22 protein-coding genes are annotated in these 20,047 nt (G+C 72.5%); 12 read left to right on the forward strand and 10 right to left on the reverse strand.

Annotated features, from left to right (window positions below):
• Nucleotides 1-106: 106 nt before the first annotated feature.
• Nucleotides 107-865 (reverse strand): inositol monophosphatase family protein, encoded by a 759-nt coding sequence (locus BEP24_RS10005; protein WP_065962928.1) that lies wholly within the window; start codon nucleotides 863-865, stop codon nucleotides 107-109.
• Between the two features lie 170 nt (nucleotides 866-1,035).
• Between BEP24_RS10005 and BEP24_RS10010 the strand changes: the two genes are divergently transcribed.
• A complete protein-coding gene (locus BEP24_RS10010) occupies nucleotides 1,036-1,842 on the forward strand; it encodes an alpha/beta hydrolase (RefSeq protein WP_065962931.1) in 807 nt (268 codons plus the stop codon).
• 99 nt (nucleotides 1,843-1,941) lie between these two features.
• On the opposite strand, the gene BEP24_RS10015 is transcribed toward BEP24_RS10010, so the two are convergent.
• Nucleotides 1,942-2,625: a DUF1345 domain-containing protein gene (locus tag BEP24_RS10015; protein ID WP_253181651.1), complete on the reverse strand. Its 684-nt coding sequence runs from the start codon at nucleotides 2,623-2,625 to the stop codon at nucleotides 1,942-1,944.
• A gap of 281 nt (nucleotides 2,626-2,906) precedes the next feature.
• Here BEP24_RS10015 and BEP24_RS10020 point away from each other — a divergent pair, with 281 nt between their 5' ends.
• Nucleotides 2,907-3,977 carry a magnesium and cobalt transport protein CorA gene (locus BEP24_RS10020; protein ID WP_065962934.1) on the forward strand — a complete coding sequence of 357 codons (1,071 nt, stop codon included), beginning with the start codon at nucleotides 2,907-2,909 and terminating at the stop codon, nucleotides 3,975-3,977.
• Nucleotides 3,978-4,007: 30 nt separating this feature from the next.
• Here the strand turns inward: BEP24_RS10020 and BEP24_RS10025 are convergent, their stop codons facing one another.
• The 6 genes from BEP24_RS10025 to BEP24_RS10050 form a co-directional block, all read right to left on the reverse strand.
• The gene (locus tag BEP24_RS10025; RefSeq protein WP_141693424.1) at nucleotides 4,008-4,637 is read right to left on the reverse strand and encodes a TetR/AcrR family transcriptional regulator; all 630 of its coding nucleotides are present in this window, start codon (nucleotides 4,635-4,637) and stop codon (nucleotides 4,008-4,010) included.
• Between the two features lie 70 nt (nucleotides 4,638-4,707).
• A complete protein-coding gene (aroQ, locus tag BEP24_RS10030) occupies nucleotides 4,708-5,349 on the reverse strand; it encodes a gamma subclass chorismate mutase AroQ (protein ID WP_065962937.1) in 642 nt (213 codons plus the stop codon).
• Nucleotides 5,346-5,591 carry a hypothetical protein gene (locus tag BEP24_RS10035; RefSeq protein WP_065962939.1) on the reverse strand — a complete coding sequence of 82 codons (246 nt, stop codon included), beginning with the start codon at nucleotides 5,589-5,591 and terminating at the stop codon, nucleotides 5,346-5,348. Before BEP24_RS10035 ends, aroQ begins: the two co-directional genes overlap by 4 nt.
• Nucleotides 5,592-5,882: 291 nt before the next feature.
• Nucleotides 5,883-6,812, reverse strand: a complete 930-nt coding sequence (locus tag BEP24_RS10040) for an acetamidase/formamidase family protein (protein ID WP_065962940.1) — start codon at nucleotides 6,810-6,812, stop codon at nucleotides 5,883-5,885.
• Entirely contained in the window at nucleotides 6,809-8,260 is a 1,452-nt protein-coding gene (locus BEP24_RS10045; protein WP_065962942.1) for an APC family permease, read from the reverse strand. The genes BEP24_RS10040 and BEP24_RS10045 overlap by 4 nt, the downstream gene beginning before the upstream one ends.
• Before the next feature lie 152 nt (nucleotides 8,261-8,412).
• Nucleotides 8,413-9,327, reverse strand: a complete 915-nt coding sequence (locus tag BEP24_RS10050; protein WP_253181652.1) for a proline iminopeptidase-family hydrolase — start codon at nucleotides 9,325-9,327, stop codon at nucleotides 8,413-8,415.
• Between the two features lie 82 nt (nucleotides 9,328-9,409).
• Between BEP24_RS10050 and BEP24_RS10055 the strand changes: the two genes are divergently transcribed.
• Nucleotides 9,410-10,144: a GntR family transcriptional regulator gene (locus tag BEP24_RS10055; protein ID WP_253181653.1), complete on the forward strand. Its 735-nt coding sequence runs from the start codon at nucleotides 9,410-9,412 to the stop codon at nucleotides 10,142-10,144.
• Between the two features lie 95 nt (nucleotides 10,145-10,239).
• On the opposite strand, the gene BEP24_RS10060 is transcribed toward BEP24_RS10055, so the two are convergent.
• Together BEP24_RS10060 and BEP24_RS10065 are read right to left on the reverse strand one after the other, a co-directional pair.
• Nucleotides 10,240-11,820: a Na+/H+ antiporter gene (locus tag BEP24_RS10060; RefSeq protein ID WP_065962947.1), complete on the reverse strand. Its 1,581-nt coding sequence runs from the start codon at nucleotides 11,818-11,820 to the stop codon at nucleotides 10,240-10,242.
• Nucleotides 11,821-12,030: 210 nt separating this feature from the next.
• Complete coding sequence (locus tag BEP24_RS10065; protein WP_253181654.1) at nucleotides 12,031-13,614, reverse strand: UDP-N-acetylglucosamine 1-carboxyvinyltransferase; 1,584 nt, start codon at nucleotides 13,612-13,614, stop codon at nucleotides 12,031-12,033.
• 234 nt (nucleotides 13,615-13,848) lie between these two features.
• Between BEP24_RS10065 and BEP24_RS10070 the strand changes: the two genes are divergently transcribed.
• From BEP24_RS10070 to BEP24_RS10110, 9 genes are all read left to right on the forward strand, one after another.
• Nucleotides 13,849-14,163 (forward strand): flagellar FlbD family protein, encoded by a 315-nt coding sequence (locus tag BEP24_RS10070; RefSeq protein WP_065962949.1) that lies wholly within the window; start codon nucleotides 13,849-13,851, stop codon nucleotides 14,161-14,163.
• Nucleotides 14,163-14,981 carry a MotA/TolQ/ExbB proton channel family protein gene (locus BEP24_RS10075; RefSeq protein WP_065962951.1) on the forward strand — a complete coding sequence of 273 codons (819 nt, stop codon included), beginning with the start codon at nucleotides 14,163-14,165 and terminating at the stop codon, nucleotides 14,979-14,981. Before BEP24_RS10070 ends, BEP24_RS10075 begins: the two co-directional genes overlap by 1 nt.
• A gap of 1 nt (nucleotide 14,982) precedes the next feature.
• Nucleotides 14,983-15,915 carry a flagellar motor protein MotB gene (locus tag BEP24_RS10080; RefSeq protein ID WP_065962953.1) on the forward strand — a complete coding sequence of 311 codons (933 nt, stop codon included), beginning with the start codon at nucleotides 14,983-14,985 and terminating at the stop codon, nucleotides 15,913-15,915.
• Between the two features lie 81 nt (nucleotides 15,916-15,996).
• A complete protein-coding gene (locus tag BEP24_RS10085) occupies nucleotides 15,997-16,875 on the forward strand; it encodes a flagellar motor switch protein FliM (RefSeq protein ID WP_065962955.1) in 879 nt (292 codons plus the stop codon).
• Nucleotides 16,872-17,576 carry a flagellar motor switch protein FliN gene (gene fliN, locus BEP24_RS10090; protein ID WP_065962957.1) on the forward strand — a complete coding sequence of 235 codons (705 nt, stop codon included), beginning with the start codon at nucleotides 16,872-16,874 and terminating at the stop codon, nucleotides 17,574-17,576. Before BEP24_RS10085 ends, fliN begins: the two co-directional genes overlap by 4 nt.
• Before the next feature lie 8 nt (nucleotides 17,577-17,584).
• Nucleotides 17,585-18,175 carry a flagellar biosynthetic protein FliO gene (locus BEP24_RS10095; RefSeq protein WP_065962958.1) on the forward strand — a complete coding sequence of 197 codons (591 nt, stop codon included), beginning with the start codon at nucleotides 17,585-17,587 and terminating at the stop codon, nucleotides 18,173-18,175.
• Nucleotides 18,172-18,993, forward strand: coding sequence for a flagellar type III secretion system pore protein FliP (gene fliP / locus BEP24_RS10100; RefSeq protein ID WP_065962960.1), 822 nt, complete (start codon nucleotides 18,172-18,174; stop codon nucleotides 18,991-18,993). Before BEP24_RS10095 ends, fliP begins: the two co-directional genes overlap by 4 nt.
• The gene (gene fliQ, locus BEP24_RS10105) at nucleotides 18,993-19,268 is read left to right on the forward strand and encodes a flagellar biosynthesis protein FliQ (RefSeq protein ID WP_065962961.1); all 276 of its coding nucleotides are present in this window, start codon (nucleotides 18,993-18,995) and stop codon (nucleotides 19,266-19,268) included. The genes fliP and fliQ overlap by 1 nt, the downstream gene beginning before the upstream one ends.
• Nucleotides 19,268-20,044: a flagellar biosynthetic protein FliR gene (locus BEP24_RS10110; RefSeq protein WP_065962963.1), complete on the forward strand. Its 777-nt coding sequence runs from the start codon at nucleotides 19,268-19,270 to the stop codon at nucleotides 20,042-20,044. Before fliQ ends, BEP24_RS10110 begins: the two co-directional genes overlap by 1 nt.
• Nucleotides 20,045-20,047 lie beyond the last annotated feature (3 nt).

Below are 20,047 nucleotides of genomic sequence, written 5' to 3' on the forward strand. Positions count from 1 at the left end.
CCCTTGGGCGCTGAGCCCGGGGCGCTGGGCCCGGGGCGCTGGGCCCGGGGCGCTGGGCCCGGGTGCGCTGGGCCMGGGGCGCGCTGCCCGGGCGCTGCCGGTGGCGTCAGCCCGCCTGCGTCCGGAGCAGTGCGGCGGCCTCGCGGACGGCCGTCGGCGCACCGGCCAGGTGCCAGTCGTGCCCGTGCGCCCGGACGACCTCGGCCGTCCCGCCGACGCCCTCGACGAGTGCCCGGCCGGGCAGCCAGTCCCACGCGGCGCAGTCGACCTGCACCCACAGGCCGATGCGTCCCGCGGCGACGTCGGCGAGGTCGCACGAGCCGGAGCCGCTCACGCGCAGGGTCGCCGCCGCGGCGAGCAGCGCGAACAGGGGAGCCGTGGCGTCGTCGCGCAGGTGTGCGGCGTCGAGGAACCTCGCCACGCTCGCCCGGGCCAGCGGGAGGTCGGCGATGTCGGGCACGACCTGCCCGTCGCACTCGGTCCGGCCGTCGAGCGCGACCCAGGTCTCGTCGGGCAGGTGCCGACGGACGGCACCGGCGGTCAGCACCCCGTCCGTCTCGAGCGCGACGGCGCTGCACCACGCGGGCAGTCCGGCGACGTAGTTCCACGTGCCGTCGATCGGGTCGACGTGCCACCGGCGACCGGAGGTGCCGTCGGCGTGCGCGCCCTCCTCGCCGGTGACGCCGTCGTCCGGACGGTGCTCGGCGAGCATCCGGCGCACGAGGTCCTCGGCGGCGCGGTCGGCCGCGGTGACGAGGTCGGCGGCGGACGTCTTCTGCGTCGTCTCCGTCCCCGCACGGCGCATGGTGGCCGCGAGGTCCGCGGCGTCGGTCACGAGGGCGGTGGCGAGGGTGCGGTCGTCCATCCGGTCACGGTAGCGGGCGTCGGACCGGGCCGGGACCAGCGCTCCGGCGGCGTGTCAGGGCGCGGTCGCCGCGATCAACCGCGCCGCGCGGTGTTCCGGAGTGCTCTCCATCGGCACATCACGGCAGCACGAGGCCGGGCTGTGTCGGCGTCGGTCGCTACGGTGGACCGGTGATCATCCGCACCGAGGGCTCCGGTCGTCCGCTCGTCGCGCTGCACGGCTTCGGGCTCGACCACCGCGTGATGCTGCCGCTCGAGCACATGGTGGACGACGCTCCGTGGCGGCGGGTCTACGTCGACCTGCCGTGGACCGCGGCGGCCCGGCGCGCGGCAAGGGACACCGGCTCCGTGCGGGTCCCCACCAGCACGCTCGAGGTCGCCCGGGGCGTCGTCGCCGAGCTCCGCGACGCGCTCGGCGACGAACCGTTCGCGGTGGTCGGCAACTCGTTCGGCGGCATGGTCGCCCGGTACGTCGCGCACGAGCTGCGGGGCCAGGTGCTCGGCCTCGCCACTTTCGCCGGCGTCGTCGAGGCCGTGCACGCTGCCCGGACCGTCCCCGAGCGCACCGTCCTGCGCGTCGATCCGTCCGTGCTCGACCGCGCCGGTGACACCCGCGACGACTTCGTCGCGAACAGCGTCGTGCAGGACGCAGCCACCTTCGACGCCTTCGTCGCGGGGGTGCTGCCCGGCCTCCGGGGTGCGGACCAGGCCGTGCTCGACGCCATCGCGGACGACTACGCGCTCCCGGTGGAGCCCGAGGCTGCGCACCCGGAGCCGTTCACCGCGCCGACGCTGCACCTGTTCGGCCGGCAGGACGAGGTCGTCGGGTACGAGGACGGGCTCGCCCTCCGGGACCACTACCCGCGCGGGTCGTTCGTGGTCCTCGACACGGCTGGACACAACGTGCACCTCGAGCAGCCGACGGTCACCGCAGCGCTCGTGCGCGACTGGCTCGCGCGGATGGACGCGACCGCCTGACGGACGGGAGGCGCGGAGCGGGCCCGCCACGCGCCTCCCGTCCGGCCGTGGTCGCGTGTCGAGCCGGGCGGGACCCGGCCTGCGCGCGTCCGCGGTCGGTCAGCTGCCGAGACCGGCGACCAGGTTGATGACGCTCGCGATGACCACCGTGCCGAAGAAGAACGACAGCAGCGCGTGCCGCAGCGTCGCGACGCGGATCGCACTCGACGTGATCGACGTGTCGGACACCTGGTACGTCATGCCGACGGTCACCGCGAAGTAGGCGAAGTCGGAGTAGCGCGGCGGCTCCTGCTGGTTGAAGTCGATCCCGCCCGGCGCACCGCTGTAGTACAGCTCGGCGTAGCGCAGCGTGAACAGGGTCTGCACGAGCAGCCAGGACAGGAAGACGCTCACGACGCCGAGGGCGGCCGCGGCGTCCTGCGCGCTGCCGTGCAGGTCCCGGGCGGTGCTCAGCACGACGAGGATCGCCACGACGCTCGCTGCGGAGGCACCGACGAGCAGCAGGTCCGACACGGTGCGGCGCGGGTCCTCGCGGGCGGCGTGCTGCGCGGTGCGCTCGGCGTCGTCGTCGAGGAGCGGGAACGCCGTCACGACGTAGACCGCGCACGCCGCCGCCCACCCGACCGACGCCGACCAGCGGGGGCCGACGACGAGGGCGGTGACGACGGCCGCGACCACGCCGACGACGACCATGAGGACGAGGCGTGTGCGGTAGCGCCGGGAGCGGCCGACGTGCGGGGTCGGCATCGGGACCGGAGCCGGCGGGTTCGGGGACGGGGACACGGCTCCACCATGGCCGCGTCCGCCGTCACGGCACCGTGCAGCGTGCGCCTGCTGCTGAGGGTGCGCCCAGGTCCGGCCCGCGCTGCACGTGGCGCGTGGGCCTGCCGTTCGCTGCTCGCCGTCTGGGGCGCGCCGCCGTGCGCTTGGCGGGGTACGGCCGTCCCGGCGAGCACGGGGCCGTTCGGATCCCGTCAGGACGCCGGGTCGTGGCCGTCACCGCGGGTACGATCGCACGGGCCGTCCGACGGCCACGCACCGGCACCCGACCGAGGAGGACCGCGATGGCCCTGATCGACAACGGCATCTACGTGGACGGCGTCCGCACCCAGTCCCCGACCGACCTGCGACGGACGTACGACGCGCTCGACGCGGCCGGGGGCGGCGCGATGGCGTGGATCGGGCTCTTCCGGCCGACCGACGCCGAGCTGACCTCGGTGGCCGACGAGTTCGGGCTCCACCCGCTCGCGGTCGAGGATGCCGGCAAGGGCCACCAGCGCGCGAAGCTCGAACGGTACGGCGACACCCTCTTCGTCGTGCTCCGGCCCGCCTGGTACGACCACGACGCCGAGACCGTCGAGTTCGGCGAGGTGCACCTGTTCACCGGCGACGGCTTCGTCGTGACCGTCCGGCACGCCGCGCGACCGAACCTCGCCGACGTGCGGAAGCGGCTCGAGACGGACCCGGAGTGGCTCGGTCGGGGGTCCGAGGCCGTACTGTGCGCGGTGCTCGACGAGGTCGTGGACGGCTACGCCCCGGTCGTCGCCGGGCTGCAGGACGACGTCGACGAGATCGAGGACGACCTGTTCGACGGCGACGTCGACCCGGACTCCTCGAAGCGCATCTACCAGCTGCTCAGCGAGGTGATCGGGTTCCAGCGGGCGATCAGTCCGCTGCCGGGCATGGCCCGCTCGCTCCTGCTCGGGGCCGAGAAGTACGGCACCGACCCCGAGGTGCAGAACCAGCTGCGGAACGTCCTCGACCACGCCATCCGGATCACCGAGCGCGCCGACACGTTCCGCGCCCTGCTCGAGAACGCCCTCACGCTGCACGCGACCCTCGTCACGCAGGAACAGAACGACGCGATGCGCCGGATGACGAGTGCGTCGCTCGCGCAGGGCGAGGAGAGCCGTCGCCTCGCGCAGGCGTCGATGCGGCAGGGCGAGGAGGTCAAGAAGATCTCCTCGTGGGCGGCGATCCTGTTCGCGCCGACCCTGGTCGCGTCGATCTACGGCATGAACTTCGACCACATGCCCGAGCTGCACTGGACCTTCGGGTACCCGTTCGCGATCGTGCTCATGCTCGTGATGGCCGTGGTGCTCTGGTTCGTCTTCAAACGGCGCGGCTGGCTGTGACCCCGCGCCTCCCGTCCGCCGTCCGCGCCGTCAGGCGCGACCGCTGGTCGCGGCCTCCGCCACGGACGCGACCCGGTCGGCCGCGTCGGGGATACCGAAGGACGTGAGCAGGGGGACCCAGAGGGCGCGCAGGCGGTCGACGAGGTCCTCGGTCGTCGTCGGCACCGACGAGGTGACGAGGCCGAACGTCGCCTCGAGGAGCAGCTCCTCGGCGCGGTCCGGCAGTGGTGGGGCGTCCTCGGAGCGAGCGGCGTCGAGCTGCTCGCGGATGAAGTCCACCCACACGAAGCCGCGGGGGACCTCGACGTCGGTGTGCAGGAGCTCGCGGAGCAGTCGCACGGCGCCGCCGGCACCGGGCCGCTCGCGGGTCTCGAGCGCCGTGTCGAGCAGCACCCGGGTCAGACGCTCGACCCCGGCGGGTTCGTCCGAGGCCTCGGTGACCGTGGCGGTCCAGCGGACCTGCTGCTCCTCGATCACCGCGACGGCGAGCGCGTGCTTCGACGGGAACAGGTGGTAGCCGATCGCGGACTTCGGTCGGCCCATCGCCTCGGCGATGCGGGCGAAGCTCGTCGCCTCGTAGCCGTAGCGGGCGAACTGGGCCCCGGCCGCGGCGATGATCGCGTCGCGGGAGGCGGCCATCGCTGCCTGTCGTCGGTTCACGGTGCTCCTGGTCGGTCCCGGGTCGTCGGGTCGACCCGGGACCACTCTAGGAGGCAGTGGACCGTCGGCGTCAGGCGCGGCAGAAGCTCGACCACGCGACGTGCAGGCCCTTGCGCTGCAGGGACCCGAGCCCCGGTTCGACCCGCTGCCGCTCGGTGACGACGGCGTGGGCGCAGCGCGGCTCGGACGCGACGGGCGTCACCGCCGCGAGCCGGTCGACCAGGTCGTCGTCGATCTGCGTGATCTGCGTGCGCACCGCAGTCAGGTCCGGAGCCGTCGTCGGGGCGGACGACGGGTCGTGGGTCCACCGCGTGAACAGGCCGCGCTGCACGAGCTTGCTCGCCGCGATCTGGTCGCGGAGGACCCGCTCCACGAGGTCCGGGTCGACCCCCTCCGCGCGGGCCCGGGCGACGCCGGCGTCGATGACGGCCTGCTCCCGCGTCGGGTCGGCGATCGGCTTCCCGCTGAGCCACTTGCTCTCGGCGACGGGCTCGGCGAGCGCCAGTCGGCTGACGACGAGGTCGCCGACGGGTCGGAGCCGATCGGCGTCGGCCTGCGACGTGGTCGCCCGCGTCGAGTCCGCCGTCGCGGGCGGGACTGCCGGATCGACGACGGTCGGCCGGGTGGCGGTCGCGGCCACGGCGGGCGCAGCCGCGGTGAGGCCCGAGCCGACCACCGCGGCCACGAGGCCCAGCAGCACGGCGGTGGTCATCGTGGCTCGTCGTCGAGCAGTCGTGGTTCCGTGGTCCATGGGTGTCCTGTCTCCTCCTGGTCGAGGAAGCGGATCGACACCTCGGTGCTCCGGCGTCGGAGCGCCCGACGGAGGGGCTCCACGACGAGTTCCGACCACACCGGGTAGACCTCGACGTGGTCCACCGCGGACGGGCACGAACACGACTCGATCACGGGCACGTCGAGTCCGGGGTAGACCGTGGTGACGCGGTGCAGCACCATGCCGCCGCTCCTTCCTGTCGCCAGACGATCGTCTGACGACAGGAAGGTACAACGCGGGTCGCGCCCGGCGCGATGAGGGTGCGCTCAGCCCTCGGCTACCGCGCTGCCGGGTCCTGCCGCGTTGGCTCGGGGGTGGCGGGCGGCGCGTGGTGCGAGGTGCTCCCGCACAAGCGGAAGCAGCTCGCGCCACGGCGAACCGTGGTGCGAGCTGCTTTCCGTTGTGCGAACCGCGCCGCGACCGCAGCGCGACCGCGACCGCGACCGCGACCGCGCGCGACCCCACTCGCGCCCCTACAGCACCGCCTTCGGCACCCGGTGCAGCGTCACGGCGCCGACGGCTGCGAACGGGTGCAGCGGGTCCGGGTCACCCGAGCCGGTCGGGCCGCCGAGCTTCGAGTCGCCCACGGCGCTCAGCACGGCGTAGGTGTCCTCGGCGGTCCACCCGTGCTCGTCGACCAGGAATGCGAACGCGTCCTCGTAGCCGCGCCGGACGCTCTCCTGCACCGGGTCGCCGAGGCCGACGAACAGCCACTCCTCGGGTGTCTCGATCCGGGGTGCGCGGAGGGCCGGGCCGCCCTTGACCAGGTCGACCGAGACGATCGCGGTGCCCTGGGCCTCGATCGCGACGAAGGACGACTCGCCCTCGGCCATCAGCGCGTGCACGTCCCCGATGGACAGCAGCGCCCCGGGCACCCGGACGGGCAGGTACACGGTGGAGCCGGGCCGGGCCTCGGTGACGTCCATGTTCCCGCCCTCGGCGTACGCGGGCATGATCGTCGAGTTCGTCCCCTCGGCCGGGGCGACCCCGATGCAGCCGATCATCGGCCGGACCGGGAACGCGTGCCGGTCGGTGACCCGCACGACGCCGTCCTCGACCGGGCAGCGGCGGGCGAAGACGCCCTCGGGCATGACGTGCTGGAGCGCGCCGGACCCGGGCAGCGAGACCGACCAGCCGTGCGTGGTGAGCTGGATGTCGTGGATGTGCACCGCGAGGGTGTCGCCGGGTTCAGCACCCTCGACGTGGACGGGGCCGGTCACCGGGTTGATCGGTGCCTGCAGCTGTCCGAGGTCGTGGTGCCGGTCGAGCTCGGCGTACACGGCGTCGGTCGTCTCGAAGCCGATCGTCTCGCCCGTGCCGGGACGGACCCGCAGCACGGGCTCCCGGTCGGCGGCGAAGCCCGGGACACCCAGGGTGTTCGGCAGGAAGTGGTCGGGGGTCATGCGTGGTCCTTCCCGGTGGTGGTCGACGCGGCGTCCGTGCCGGTGCCGCCCTCGCCGAGCGTCCCCGGCTCCTCCGAGCCGACCTCGGTCGAGCGGCCCGTCGCGCGGTAGTACAGGAACACGCCCGCGCCGACGACCAGCCAGACGATGCCGCCGACCTTCGCCTCGACCGCGGCGTTGAGCAGCACGTAGCCGATGACCAGGAACCCGATCAGCGGCACGACCAGGTGCAGGAGCCAGTTGCGCGACTTCCCCTTCACGACGTGGTGCACGACCACCGACACGTGCAGGAGCATGAAGCCGAACAGCGCACCGAAGTTCACCAGGGACGAGATCGTGTCGATCTGCCCGACGAAGAACAGCACGAGGACCGCGGACAGCACCGAGACCACGATGATCGCGTTCTGCGGGACCTGTCGGCCGTTCAGCTTGTGCAGGAAGGCCGGGAGCTGCCGGTCGCGGCTCATCGAGAACAGCAGGCGGCTCGTGGCGGCCTGCGCGGCCATGGCGTTCGCGATGCCCACGGCGAGGACGTTGACCGCGAAGAACGCGGTCGCCCAGCCGCTCGACGACGCCTGCTCGACGATGGTGAAGAAGGCGTTGCCGGCCTCGCTGTCCGAGAACGAATCGCGTCCAGCGGCGAGCGCCGACGCGAGCCACGTCTGCAGGACGAACAGGAACGCGACGATGACGAGCGCGAGGATCATCGCGAGTCCGGCACCGCCTCGGCGGCCGGTGGACTCCTCGGACAGCGTCGAGATGCCGTCGAAGCCCAGGAAGCTCAGCACCGCGATGGACAGGGCGCTGGCGATGAGCGGTGCGGACACCTTCGACGGGTCCCACACCTGGTCGGTCGAGAACGAGGCGCCGGGCACGGTCCCACCGGTGAGGGCGACGATCGCGATGACGACGAAGATCGCGACGAACACGAGCTCGATGAGCAGGAAGACGCGGTTCGCCAGCTTGAGCGACGACACCCCGAGCAGGTTGATCACGGTGTTGATCGCGACGAACAGGAGCGCCCAGAGCCAGCGGGGCGTCCCGGGGAAGATCCCGACCATGCTCTCCGCGGCGAACACGTAGAGCAGCGTCGGGACGAGCAGGTAGTCGAGCAGGATCGCCCAGCCGGCGAAGAACCCGGCGGTGGGGTGGATGCCGCGGCCGACGTACGAGAACACGCTGCCGGCGAGGGGGATCGACTTCGCCATCTGCGCGTAGGCCAGGGCGGTGAAGATCATCGCGACGAGGCCGACCAGGTAGACGAGCGGCACCATGCCGCTCGACGCGTTGTAGACGGTGCCGAAGATCGCCCACGGGGCGATCGGCACCATGAAGACCAGCCCGTACACGAGCAGGTCGGTGGTGGACACGGAGCGCTTGAGCTCCTGCTGGTAGCCGTAGGCCTCGAGCTGCTGCTGAGCGGACAGCTCGCTGTGCTGCTGCGACATGGGGTTCCGTTCGGGGAGACGGTGCGTGGTGAGGGGGAGACGGACGGGAGGCGCGTGGCGGGGTGGTGCCGCATCTCGCGTCCGGTGGACCGACGGCCGGGAGGCGCGTGGCGGGGTCGTGCCGCGCCTCCCGTCCGGTGGGTGGCCGCGACCTACCTGGTGGGCTGGTCGTCGTGGGTCGCCGCGAACGCGGCGACGACGCGGCGGAACTCCTCGGGCTGCTCGAGGTGCGTGCAGTGGCTCGCGCCCGGGAAGACGTGCTGGCGGACGTCGGCGATCCGCTCGACGAAGGGCTGCCAGGTGGCGGGGGTGGCCTCGTCGTGCTCGCCGGCGACGACGAGGGTGGGGACGGCGATGCGGTCGAGCCGGTCGACGATGGTCCAGTCGCGCATGGTGCCGATGACGTGGAACTCGTTCGGGCCGTTCATGGTGTGGTAGACCGTCGGCTCCTGTTCCATCTGGGTCTCGGAGTCGACGAAGTCCTGCGGCATCGGGACGACCCGGCAGACGTGCCGCTCGTAGAAGACCTGCGTGGCGGCGAGGTACTCGGGGTCGTCGACCGTGCCGGCCTGTTCGTGCCGGGTCAGGGCGTCCTGCACGTCCTCGGGCAGCTGCGCGCGGAGCTCGGCGGCGCCGTCGACCCAGAGCTGCATGGACGCGGGGGAGTTGCAGATCATGAGCGACCGGAGGCCGACCGGCCGCCGGACGGCGATCTCGGCGCCGAGCATGCCGCCCCACGACTGCCCGAGGACGTGGTGGTCGCCGAGGCCGAGGTGCTCGACGAGTGCGGCGTACTCGTCGACGAAGAGCTGCGGGACCCACGTGTCGACGGGGGCGTCCGGGCGGTGGGAGCTCCGACCGCAGCCGAACTGGTCGTGGTGGATGACGGTCCGACCGGTCTCGTCGGCCAGGGCCTCGAGGTTCCGGAGGTAGTCGTGCGCCATCCCGGGGCCGCCGTGCAGGACGACGAGGGGCAGCGCTCCCGGCGTGGGGTGGTCGGGCTCGGTGACGCGGTACCACGTGTGGCCGTCCTGGAACGGCATCGTGCCTTCGGTGATGCGGGACATGGAGTGCAGCATGGCCCGGTCAATGGTCCCGTGCAAGACCTTTCCGTGTCCTTTAACGTGGACGAAACGCGAGGAGGAGCCAGTGGTCGCGGAACGCGCTCCGGAGAGCCGGGTCGACGAGGTCGAGGACCGCCTGGTCACGGCCGTCGCCGTCGGCGAGTACCTGCCCGGTGCCCGGCTCCCCGCCGAACGCGAGCTCACCGTGCTGCTCGGGGTGGGGCGGGTGACGGTCCGGTCGGCCCTCGCCCGGCTGGTCGACCGCGGGCTGCTCGAGACCCGGCGAGGTCGTGGTGGCGGCACCTTCGTCCGCACCCAGTGGCCGGACTCGTCCTCCGACGCCGTCGGCCGCACCCTGATCGCACGGTGGGCGGGCATCCGCGAGACCACCGACGCGGTCGCGCTCCTGCACGGCGCGCTCGCGACCGCTGCCGCCGAGCGGGTCACGCCGGCGACGGCCGAACGGATCCGGGAACGGCTCGAGGCGTTCCGGAGCGCGGCCACCGGGTTCGAGAAGCAGCAGGCCGACGCCGTCCTGCACCGGACGATCATCGACGCGGCGGGCAACGCCGTCCTCGCCGGGACGCTCGCCGGGCTCGAGTCGCAGGTGTCCATCGCGGCGCCGGCGCACCTGTGGGGGACGGCCGAGGGCATGGCGGAGATGGAGGACCGGGCGCTCCGCGAGCACGAGGCGCTCGTCGACGCGGTCTGCGCGGGACGCGCGGCCGAGGCGGGGGAGGTCGCCCGGCGGCACGTCGGGATCGACCTCGAGCTGCTCGAGCGGGCGATGCGCCGGACCGGGCAGGTGCCGGCGCACTAGGGTCCCGGTCGTGCGACGTCGGCCGTGCGACGTCGGCAGTGCGGCGCCTTCGGTGGGGGTCTCGGGCCGGTCGGGTCCGGTCGGGGCCGGCCCGGTCAGGGCGGGGTCGACCCCTCGAGCCGTGCCTCCTCGGCGTCGTAGCCGGCGCGGACCTGGCGGAGGACGAGGTCGTCGATCTCGTCGGCGTCCCGCAGCCGCAGCAACGTGGCCGCCTTGTGCTGCACGAGGGCCAGCTCGAGTGCGACCGCGGAGTCGTGTCGCTGCAGCGCCGGGTGGTCCTCGTCCTCCTCCTCGCGGGCCTGGATCACGTCGAGGTGCGCCTCGTAGTCCTTGCGGATCCGGTCGACGGTCGCGCGGTCGGCCCCGGCGGCGCGAGCGAGTCGGGGGAGTGCCGCGAGGGCCTCCTCGATCGCGGTGCGCTCGGCCAGTCGCCGTTCCTCGCCGACCGACTCGTCCTCCGGCAGGGCCGCACGGCGCAGGACCGCGGGCAGCACGAGCGCCTGGCCGACGATCGTGACGACGACGACGCCCGCGGTGACGAACACGATGAGGTCCCGCTCGGGGAACGCGCCGCCGGACTCGAGCGTGCGCGGGACGGCGACCGCCATCGCGAGCGACACGGCACCGCGGAACCCGGCGAACCCGCTGACGAGCCGGTCGCGGCGGCCCTCGCGGGGCTCACCGCCGAACCGCCGCGTCACGAGCCAGACCGTGCCGCCGATCGACCCCTCGAAGGCGAACCGGACGAGCACCAGGACGACCGAGACGGCGAGGACGATGCCGATCCCGCGGAGCACCTCGCCGGCGTCGAGCTCGCGCGCGGCGATCATGGCCTCGATCCCGACGAGCACGAACAGCGCCCCGTTGAGCAGGTAGGTCAGGAAGGACCAGAACGCGCGCACCTGCTGCCGGGTCTCGGCGCGGTCCAGCTTCGGGGCGACCTGGCTCACGACGATGCCGGCCGCGACCACCGCGAGCACCCCGGAGGCACCGATCGCCTCCGCAGCGAGGAACGCGGCGAACGGGACGAGCAGCGTGACCAGGTTCTCGAGCACCACGGTGTCCACGCGGCGCAGGACCAGGGAGCCGAGCCAGGCGGCGAGCAGTCCGGCCGCGACGCCGCCGGCGTACGACAGCACGAGCATCCCGGACACGTTCCAGAAGGTCAGCTCCTGCGTGCCGACCGTCACCGCGACCGCGATGCCGTACACGACCAGGGTGGTGCCGTCGTTGACGAGGCTCTCGGCCCGGAGCACCGTGACGTTCCGGCGGGGCAGCATCTTGGTCAGCACACCGACCGCGGTGGCGTCCGTCGGGGCGACCGCGGCGCCGAGCACCCACGCGGGTCCCCAGGGCAGCCCGAGCAGGTGCAGCAGCGTGGCGACGACCCCGGCCGTCACGACGACCAGCACCGTGCCCATGAGCACGATGCCGCGGAGGTTCTTGCGGATCTCGCGCAGCGACGTGGTCAGGCTCTCCCAGTACAGCAGGGCCGGCAGGAAGAGCAGCAGCACGGCCTCGGCGGGGAGCTCGACGCGCGCGAAGGTCGGCACGAACGCGAGCAATGCGCCGATCACGAGCAGCAGCACGGGCGGTGCGACGCGGATGCGGTCGGCCACCGCGGCCGTGACGGCGATCGCCAGGCCGAGGACGACCACCAGTTCAGGACCGAGCACGTGTCTCCTCACGCTGTCGGACGGTGGACCCGTCCGCCGGGTCAGTCAACGCGTGGGACCCTGCGTTCCCTTCCCGATCCGTGCCGGGCGTCCGCTCGACGCGGCATCGGGCGAACACCGCCCCTCCCGCACGACGCGACGAGGGCGGTCTCCCGCAGCGTCGTGCCGCTGCGGGAGACCGCCCTCGTCAGGTGTGCCGGAGTGTCGGACTCAGTCGTGGAACGTCTCGATGGACGCACCGAGCGAGTTGAGGCGCTCCTGCAGCTGCTCGTACCCGCGCGCGATGATCCCGACGTTGCGCAGGACGCTCTCGCCCTTCGCCGCCAGCATCGCCAGCAGGATGACCACCGCGGGGCGGAGGGCCGGCGGGCAGCTCACCTCGGCGCCCGAGAAGTGCGTCGGGCCGGTGACGTCGAGTCGGTGCGGGTCACGGAGCGTGACGGTCGCACCGAGGCGGGTCAGGTCGAGCAGGTGGATCGCCCGGCCCTCGTACACCCAGTCGTGCACGAGCGTGGTGCCCTCGGCCATCGCGGCGATGACGACGAAGAACGGCAGGTTGTCGATGTTCAGCCCCGGGAACGGCATCGCGTGGATCTTGTCGATCGGCGCGTGCAGCTCGGACGGGTGCACCGTGATGTCGACGAGGCGGGTGCGGCCGTTGGCGGCGGCGTACTCCTCGCTGACGTCGAAGCGCAGGCCCATCTCGGCGAGGGTGGCGAGCTCGATCTCGAGGAACTCGATCGGAGCGCGGGTCACCGTGAGCGTCGAGGACGTCACGATGCCGGCGGTCAGCAGGCTCATCGCCTCGACCGGGTCCTCGCTCGGCCAGTAGTCCACGACCTCGTCGATCCGGCTGCGACCCGTGATCTTGAGCGTGGTGGTCCCGATGCCCTCGACCTGCACCCCGAGCAGCTCGAGGAAGAAGCAGAGGTCCTGGACCATGTAGTTGGGGCTGGCGTTGCGGATCGTGGTCACGCCGTCGCGGGCGGCCGCGGCGAGGATCGCGTTCTCGGTCACGGTGTCGCCACGCTCGGTGAGGACGACCGACGAGGTCGGCACGGCCTGGTTCGCGACGCCGACCTCGTACCAGCCGGAGGTCGCCTCGACGTCGACGCCGAACGGCCGGAGTGCGATGAGGTGCGGTTCGACGGTGCGGGTGCCGAGGTCGCAGCCGCCGGCGTAGGGCAGGCGGAACTCGGGGTACCGGCCGCTGAGCGGGCCGAGGAACATGAGGACGCTGCGGGTGCGGCGGGCCGCGTCGGCGTCGATGGCGTCGAGTCGCAGGTCGTCGGGGGCGACGATCTCGAGCACCTCGCCGTCCTCGGACCACGTCACGGTGGCACCGAGGCTGCGGAGCACGTCGATGATGCGGTCGACCTCGACGATCCGGGCGACCCGGTGCAGACGGGTCACCCCACGGTTCAGGAGCGACGCGCACAGCAGCGCGACGGCGGCGTTCTTGCTGGAGTTCACGGCGATCGAGCCGCTGAGCTTCCGCCCGCCCTGCACGCGCAGGTGCGAGCGCTGCGGGGCGCCGCCGATCGAGACGATCTGCTGGTCGAGTGCCTCGCTGATGCGCGTGAGCATCTCGAGGGACAGGTTCTGGCCACCCTGCTCGATCCGGTTGATCGCGCTCTGGCTGGTGCCGACGCGCTCGGCGAGCTGGGTCTGGGTCATCGAGCGGCCCTTGCGGGCGCCGCGGATGAGGGCGCCGACCTCGCGGAGCGGGGCCGAGGGGGTCGCCGGGGCAGCAGCCTGGTCGGCGGACGTGACGACGGTGGTGGTGTCGGACATGGGCGCCACGCTAACACGCTCATGAGATAAAGCAGGGGCGTACACGCACCAGACTCGCAGGAACGGATCGGGAATATCTCGTCCATGAGAAGTTCGGCGACGGGTGTCGATCGCCCTCGGGCCGATCGCTAACGCCCCCGACGGCACCGCCGATAGGCCCCGGTGCAGCACCACGGACGGAGCTGCATCCCGCCCCACGGACGGCGGCGGGACGATCGAGAACCAGGACGGGCCATGATCGTCGTCACACGACTCAACGGCAGCGCATTCGCTGTCAACCCCGACCTCGTGGAGCGCATCCAGGAGACACCGGACACGACGCTCATCATGGTCGACGGGGCGAAGTACATCGTCCGCGAGCCCATGGCCGCGGTCATCGACCTCGTCGCCGCGTACCGCGCCCGCATCGTCGGCATGGCATCCGGTGCCGCCGACCCCGCACTCCGTGCCGCCGAACCCGGGCTCCGTGCCGCGACGGGCCCGCACCCCGTCCTCGCCCCGGTCGCCGCGCTGCCCACCCCGGCCCGGTCGATGGACGGGGGCCGCTGATGGACATCGCGACCATCGTCGGCATCCTGCTCGCCTTCGGTGCCCTGTTCGGCATGGCGCAGATGGAGCACGTCGAGATGGCGGGGCTCTTCCTCCCCGCCCCGATGCTCCTCGTGTTCGTCGCGACGATCGGCTGCGGCGTCGCCAGCACCACGATGAAGGACGCCATCGCCGCGTTCAAGGCCGTCCCGAAGGCCTTCACCGGCAAGGTCACGCCGCCGCAGTCCGTGATCGAGGACGTCGTCGCGCTGGCCGAGACCGCCCGGGCGAACGGGCTGCTCGCACTCGAGCAGGAGGCCGAGAAGCACGACGACCCGTTCATGAAGAAGGCGCTGCAGAACATCGCCGACGGCACCGACGGCGACGAGCTGCGGATCCTGCTCGAGGACGAGATCGAGTCGAACGCCGCACCGATGCGGAGCGCGAGCGCGTTCTTCATGGGCCTCGGCGGCTTCGCGCCGACCGTCGGCATCATCGGCACCGTCGTCTCGCTCACCCACGTGCTCGCCAACCTCGGCAAGCCGGACGAGCTCGGCCCGCTCATCGCGAGCGCGTTCGTGGCGACCCTCTGGGGTCTGCTCACCGCCAACTTCCTGTGGTTGCCGTTCGGCGGCAAGCTCCGCAAGCTCGCGCAGCTCGAGACCGACCGGCAGACGCTGCTCATGGAGGGCCTCCTCGCCGTGCAGGCCGGCAGCCAGCCCCGCCTGCTCGGGGAGCGCCTGAAGGCCATGGTGCCGCCCGCCGCCCGCCAGGAGACCGGCGGGAAGACCGGCAAGGGCAGGACCGCCGACGTCGACGACCAGCAGCTGGCGGCCTGACGTGAGCGCGAACCCCCGTGGTCGGGGCCGCGGCCGGAAGCGCGGCGGACACGACGAGGCCGAGCACCCCGACGAGCGCTGGATGGCCTCGTACATGGACATGATCACGGTCCTGATGTGCATGTTCCTCGTGCTGTTCGCGATGTCCTCGGTCGACCAGGACAAGTACATCGCGCTGAAGAACTCGCTCGCGACCGGCTTCGGCGAGGTCAAGAGCGGCAAGGTGGACACCGCCTCGGGCACCGTCGTCACGAAGTCCGAGGTGACGAAGGACGGCAAGGGCTACGCGACCGACAAGTCGGACGCCGACCACTCGACCGCGGCGTCGGGCGCGAAGGACACGAACGTCGACCCGGCGTCGACGGCCGTGCCGCCGGTCGCGTCGAAGGCGGACCTCGCGGCAGCACAGCACGAGCTCGACGACCTCAAGGCGATCGAGGCCGCGATCCAGGCGAACCTGCAGCAGTCCGGGCAGACCGCGAACGTCCAGTTCTCGGTCGACGCCCGCGGCCTGACCGTCCGGTTGATCGGCAGCGAGACGTACTTCGGGACGAACAGCGCGGACCTGTCCGACCAGGCCCGCCGCATCATGGACGCGATCGCCCCGGTCCTGTCGACCAGCCAGCACGACGTCAGCGTCGAGGGGCACGCCGACCAGCGGAACTCGACCGCCCCGTACGCGACGAACTGGGAGCTCAGCGCCGCCCGCGCGACCGGGGTGCTCCGGGACCTCGTCGAACGCGGCGGCATGTCGGCTGAGCACGTGCAGAGCGTCGGCTTCGGGTCGAGCCGCCCGCTGGCGAAGGGCGACACCGAGTCGGACCTCGCGCTGAACCGCCGCGTCGACATCGTCGTGCTGTCGAACCAGGACCAGGACGTCAGCGCCCTGATGCCCGCACTCGCCTCGGCACAGGACGGAGCACGCCAGGGCTGACCGCGACGAGACACCCTCCGCCTCCCCAGTACGGGGTACAGCGCTACCGGCCGATCCCCAGCGGACCGATAGACGCCCTACGTGACCGAGACCCTGCCCGCGCCCGAGGTGTACGACTTCGCGCGCCCGTCGACGCTCGCCCGCGAGCACGCACGGGTCCTCGAGCTCGCCTTCGAGACCTTCGCGCGGCAGTGGGGCACGCAGTTGACCGCCAAGGTCCGCGCGGTGAGCCAGGTCACGTGCGGCCAGGTGCAGATCCGCACGTACGACGAGTACGCCTCGTCGCTGCCCGCGCTCACCGGCATGGTGCTGCTGCCGATCGCCGGTCTCGTGCCGAAGGGCGTCCTCCAGGTGCCGCTCGACGCCGCGCTGACCTGGGTGTCGCACGCGCTCGGCGCCTCGAAGCCGCTGCCGACCCCGGAGCGCACCTTCACGCCGATCGAGCAGGCCCTCGTCCGCAAGATCGTCGAGGACGCCCTCGACGACCTCCGGTACTCGTTCGGCGGCCTCCTCGCGCACGAGGTCACGACGGGCGGCTTCCAGTTCAACAGCCAGTTCGCCCAGGCCGCCCAGAAGGGCGACTTGATGATCGTCGCCTCGTTCGACATCCGCGTCGGCGACCGCATCGCCCCGGGCACGCTCGCGCTGCCCGCCGAGGCGGTGCTGCCGCAGCTCGGCGAGGACACCGCGAGCGTCACGGCCGCCGACGCGAAGGCCCTCCTCGACGCGCAGCTCGCGGCCGTCCCGGTCGGCGTCGGCCTGCGCTTCGCGCCCGCCACGGTCCTGCCCGCGCAGGTGCTCGGACTCGCCGTCGGCGACGTCCTGCCCCTGCCGCACCCGCAGCACCGTCCCCTCACCATCGCGGTCGACGGCGAACCCGTCGGCACCGCCGCCGTCGGCGCGAACGGCTCGCGACTCGCGGGCATCGTCGTCACGACCACCTCGGAGCAGCACGCATGAGCACGACCACCCTCCACACGACCGCCGCCGAGTCGCTGGCGGCGCAGCTCCCGACGGCGGCTCCCCTCACCGCGACGGCCCAGCCGGGAGGCGCGACCCCCGTCGTCCTCGGAGCGGCGGCCGACGCGGTGGTCGCCTCGTTCGTCGGCGGCCTGTCGGCCGACCTGGCCCTCGTGCTCACCGACCTCGACGCCGTCGTGGCCGCCGGCGGCACCGACGTCGGGATCGTCGACGTGACCGACGTCCTGCGCCCCTCGCTCGAGGCCGCCGCGGCGGTCCTCGGCGTCGGTGTCCTCGGCGACGCCCGCCGCGAGTCGGCCTCGTCGCTGTTCGCCGACCCGGACACGGTCGTGTTCGAGCTGTCGTCGGCCGGCGTCACCGGGGGCTGGTTCGGCATCCGGGTCCGCGAGAACGGCACGGTGTCGGCCCCCGCGGTCGCAGCCGCGACGCCCACCGGCAACCTCGGCCGGATCAACAACGTCGAGATGACCCTGACGGTCGAGATCGGCCGCACCCGGATGTCCGTGCGGGACGTGCTCGGCATGGAGCCCGGAGCGGTCGTGGAGCTCGACCGGAGCGCCGGTGCACCCGCCGACGTCCTGCTGAACGGCCGGCTCATCGCGCACGGCGAGGTCGTCGTCGTCGACCAGGACTACGCGGTGCGCATCACGAAGATCCTCGACGTCGCCGAGAGCGTCTGAGCCCGCCGGTGGACACCCTCGTCATCGTCCTCCGCGTCGCGCTGTCGCTCGGCGTCGTGCTCGCCCTCATGTGGGTGCTGCACCGCCGCGTCGCGAAGGGACAGCTCGGCCGGACGAAGGCCCGCGGACGCCGTTCGGCGACCGTCGAGGTCGTCGGCCGCACCGGCATCGGCGGCAAGGCGAGCGTCGTCGTGGTCGACGTCGAGGGGGAGCGGCTCGTGCTCGGCGTCTCGGAGCACGGCGTCGCCCTGCTCACGAGCGGCCAGGCCCCCGCACCCGAGCTCGCGATCGTGACCGGCCCCGTGGTGCTCCCGACCGTGCCCCGCGCGGTCCCGTCCGCACCCGACGCGCCCGCCGCACGCTCCGTGGCCGAGCCGACCACCACCTCCGCCGACCGGTTCCGTGCGGAACTGGAGCAGCACGTCGACCCGGCCACGGTCCTCCCGACCGACGCGGCGGAGCCGCTGCCCATGCGTCCGCGCAACCGCCGTCCCCAGCGCACCGCGCTGCCGACCGCGCAGCAGCTGCAGGGCTCGATCCTGTCGGTGGACACCTGGCGGCAGGCGGCCGCCGCGCTCCGTGACCGGCGGGCCGGGTGACCGCCGCCCGCGCCGGGCGCACCCTCACCGTCGTCCTCCTCGGCACCGCGGTCGTCGCCGGTGTCGTCCTGCTCACCGCGACCGGCGCGCACGCCGCGGGGGTCGTCCAGCCGACCGCGCCCGCGACCCCGACGGCCCCGGCGACCGGCGACTTCAGCGTCAGCGTGAACGGCCCGGACGGTGCGCCGTCGTCGGCGGTCGTGACGCTGCTCGGCATCACGCTGCTCAGCGTCGCGCCGGCCCTGCTGCTCATGATGACGTCGTTCACGAAGATCTTCGTCGTCCTCGCGATGACCCGGAACGCCCTCGCGCTGCAGGGCATCCCGCCGAACCAGGTGCTCGCCGGGCTGGCGCTGTTCCTGTCGTTGTTCGTGATGGCGCCGGTCCTCGGGCACGTCAACGACGACGCCCTCCAGCCCTACCTGGCGGGGCACATCGACTTCGCGAAGGCCGTCGAGCTCGGCACGAAGCCGCTCCGGACGTTCATGCTGCACCAGACCCGCGAGGAGGACGTCGCCCTCATCACCCGCGCGGCCGGCCAGGCGAACCCGAAGGACATGGACGCGGTCCCGATGACCACCGTGATCCCGGCGTTCGTCATCTCCGAGCTGCGGAGCGCGTTCATCATCGGGTTCGTCATCTTCATCCCGTTCCTCGTCATCGACCTCGTCGTCTCCGCTGCGCTCATGTCGATGGGCATGATGATGCTCCCGCCGGTGATGATCTCGCTGCCGTTCAAGATCCTGCTGTTCGTGCTCGTCGACGGGTGGGGGCTCATCATCACGTCGCTCATCCAGAGCTACCAGGTGGTGCACTGATGAACCAGCAGGCCGTCATCGACCTCACGCTGCAGGCGCTCCTCGTCGCGGGGAAGCTCGCCGCACCCGTCCTCGTCACCTCGCTCGTGGTCGGGTTCGCGATCTCGCTGTTCCAGTCCGTGACCCAGATCCAGGAGGTCACGCTCTCGTTCGTGCCGAAGGCCGTCGCGGTCGCGATCGCCCTGGTCGTCTGCGGCAACTGGATGATCGCCGAGATGGTGTCGTTCACGCACGCCGCGTTCGACATGATCCCGAAGCTGCTCGGGACGGGCTGATGGACCTCGTCGTCGACGCGGACCGGCTCGAGGCCACGATGCTCGCGGGCGTCCGGCTCGTCGCGTTCTTCGTGATCGCGCCGCCGTTCGCGTTCCGTGCCTTCCCCGCGATGGTGAAGGTGATCCTCGGCCTGGCGCTCGCGATCGGGGTGGCCCCGCGGGTCGCCGCCGGGTACGTGTCCCTCGACACCGGCGGGTTCCTGCTCGCCCTGCTCGCCCAGCTCGTCGTCGGGCTGGCCCTCGGCTTCCTCGTGTACCTCGTCTTCGCCGCGGTGCAGTCGGCCGGCGCGCTCATCGACCTGTTCGGCGGCTTCACCCTCGCGCAGGCGTTCGACCCGCAGTCGCAGGTGAACGGCGCGCAGTTCACCCGCCTGTTCCAGATGGCCTCGCTCGCGCTCCTGTTCGCCAGCGGTGGGTACCAGCTCATCGTCGGCGGGCTCGTGCGGTCGTTCGACGCGGTCCCGCTCGTCGGCGTGGACGGGGCACCGGGGACGCTCGCACTCGGACCGCTCGCCGGGGTGCTCGTCGCCGCGCTGTCCCAGATGTTCCTCGCGGCGCTGCAGATCGCCGGGCCGCTCGTCGTCGTGCTGTTCCTCGCGGACGTCGGGCTCGGCCTGCTCACCCGGTTCGCACCCGCGCTGAACGCCTTCCAGATGGGCTTCCCGATCAAGATCGGCCTGACCGTCGTGTTCGCCGGCGCCCTGTTCATGGCCCTGCCCGCGGTCGTGTCGTCGCTCACCGGCGACGCGGTCGCGGCCATCACGGGACGGGGGTGAGGC

It is taken from the genome of Curtobacterium sp. UCD-KPL2560 (assembly GCF_001705035.1).
In the GTDB taxonomy this organism is placed as follows: domain Bacteria; phylum Actinomycetota; class Actinomycetes; order Actinomycetales; family Microbacteriaceae; genus Curtobacterium.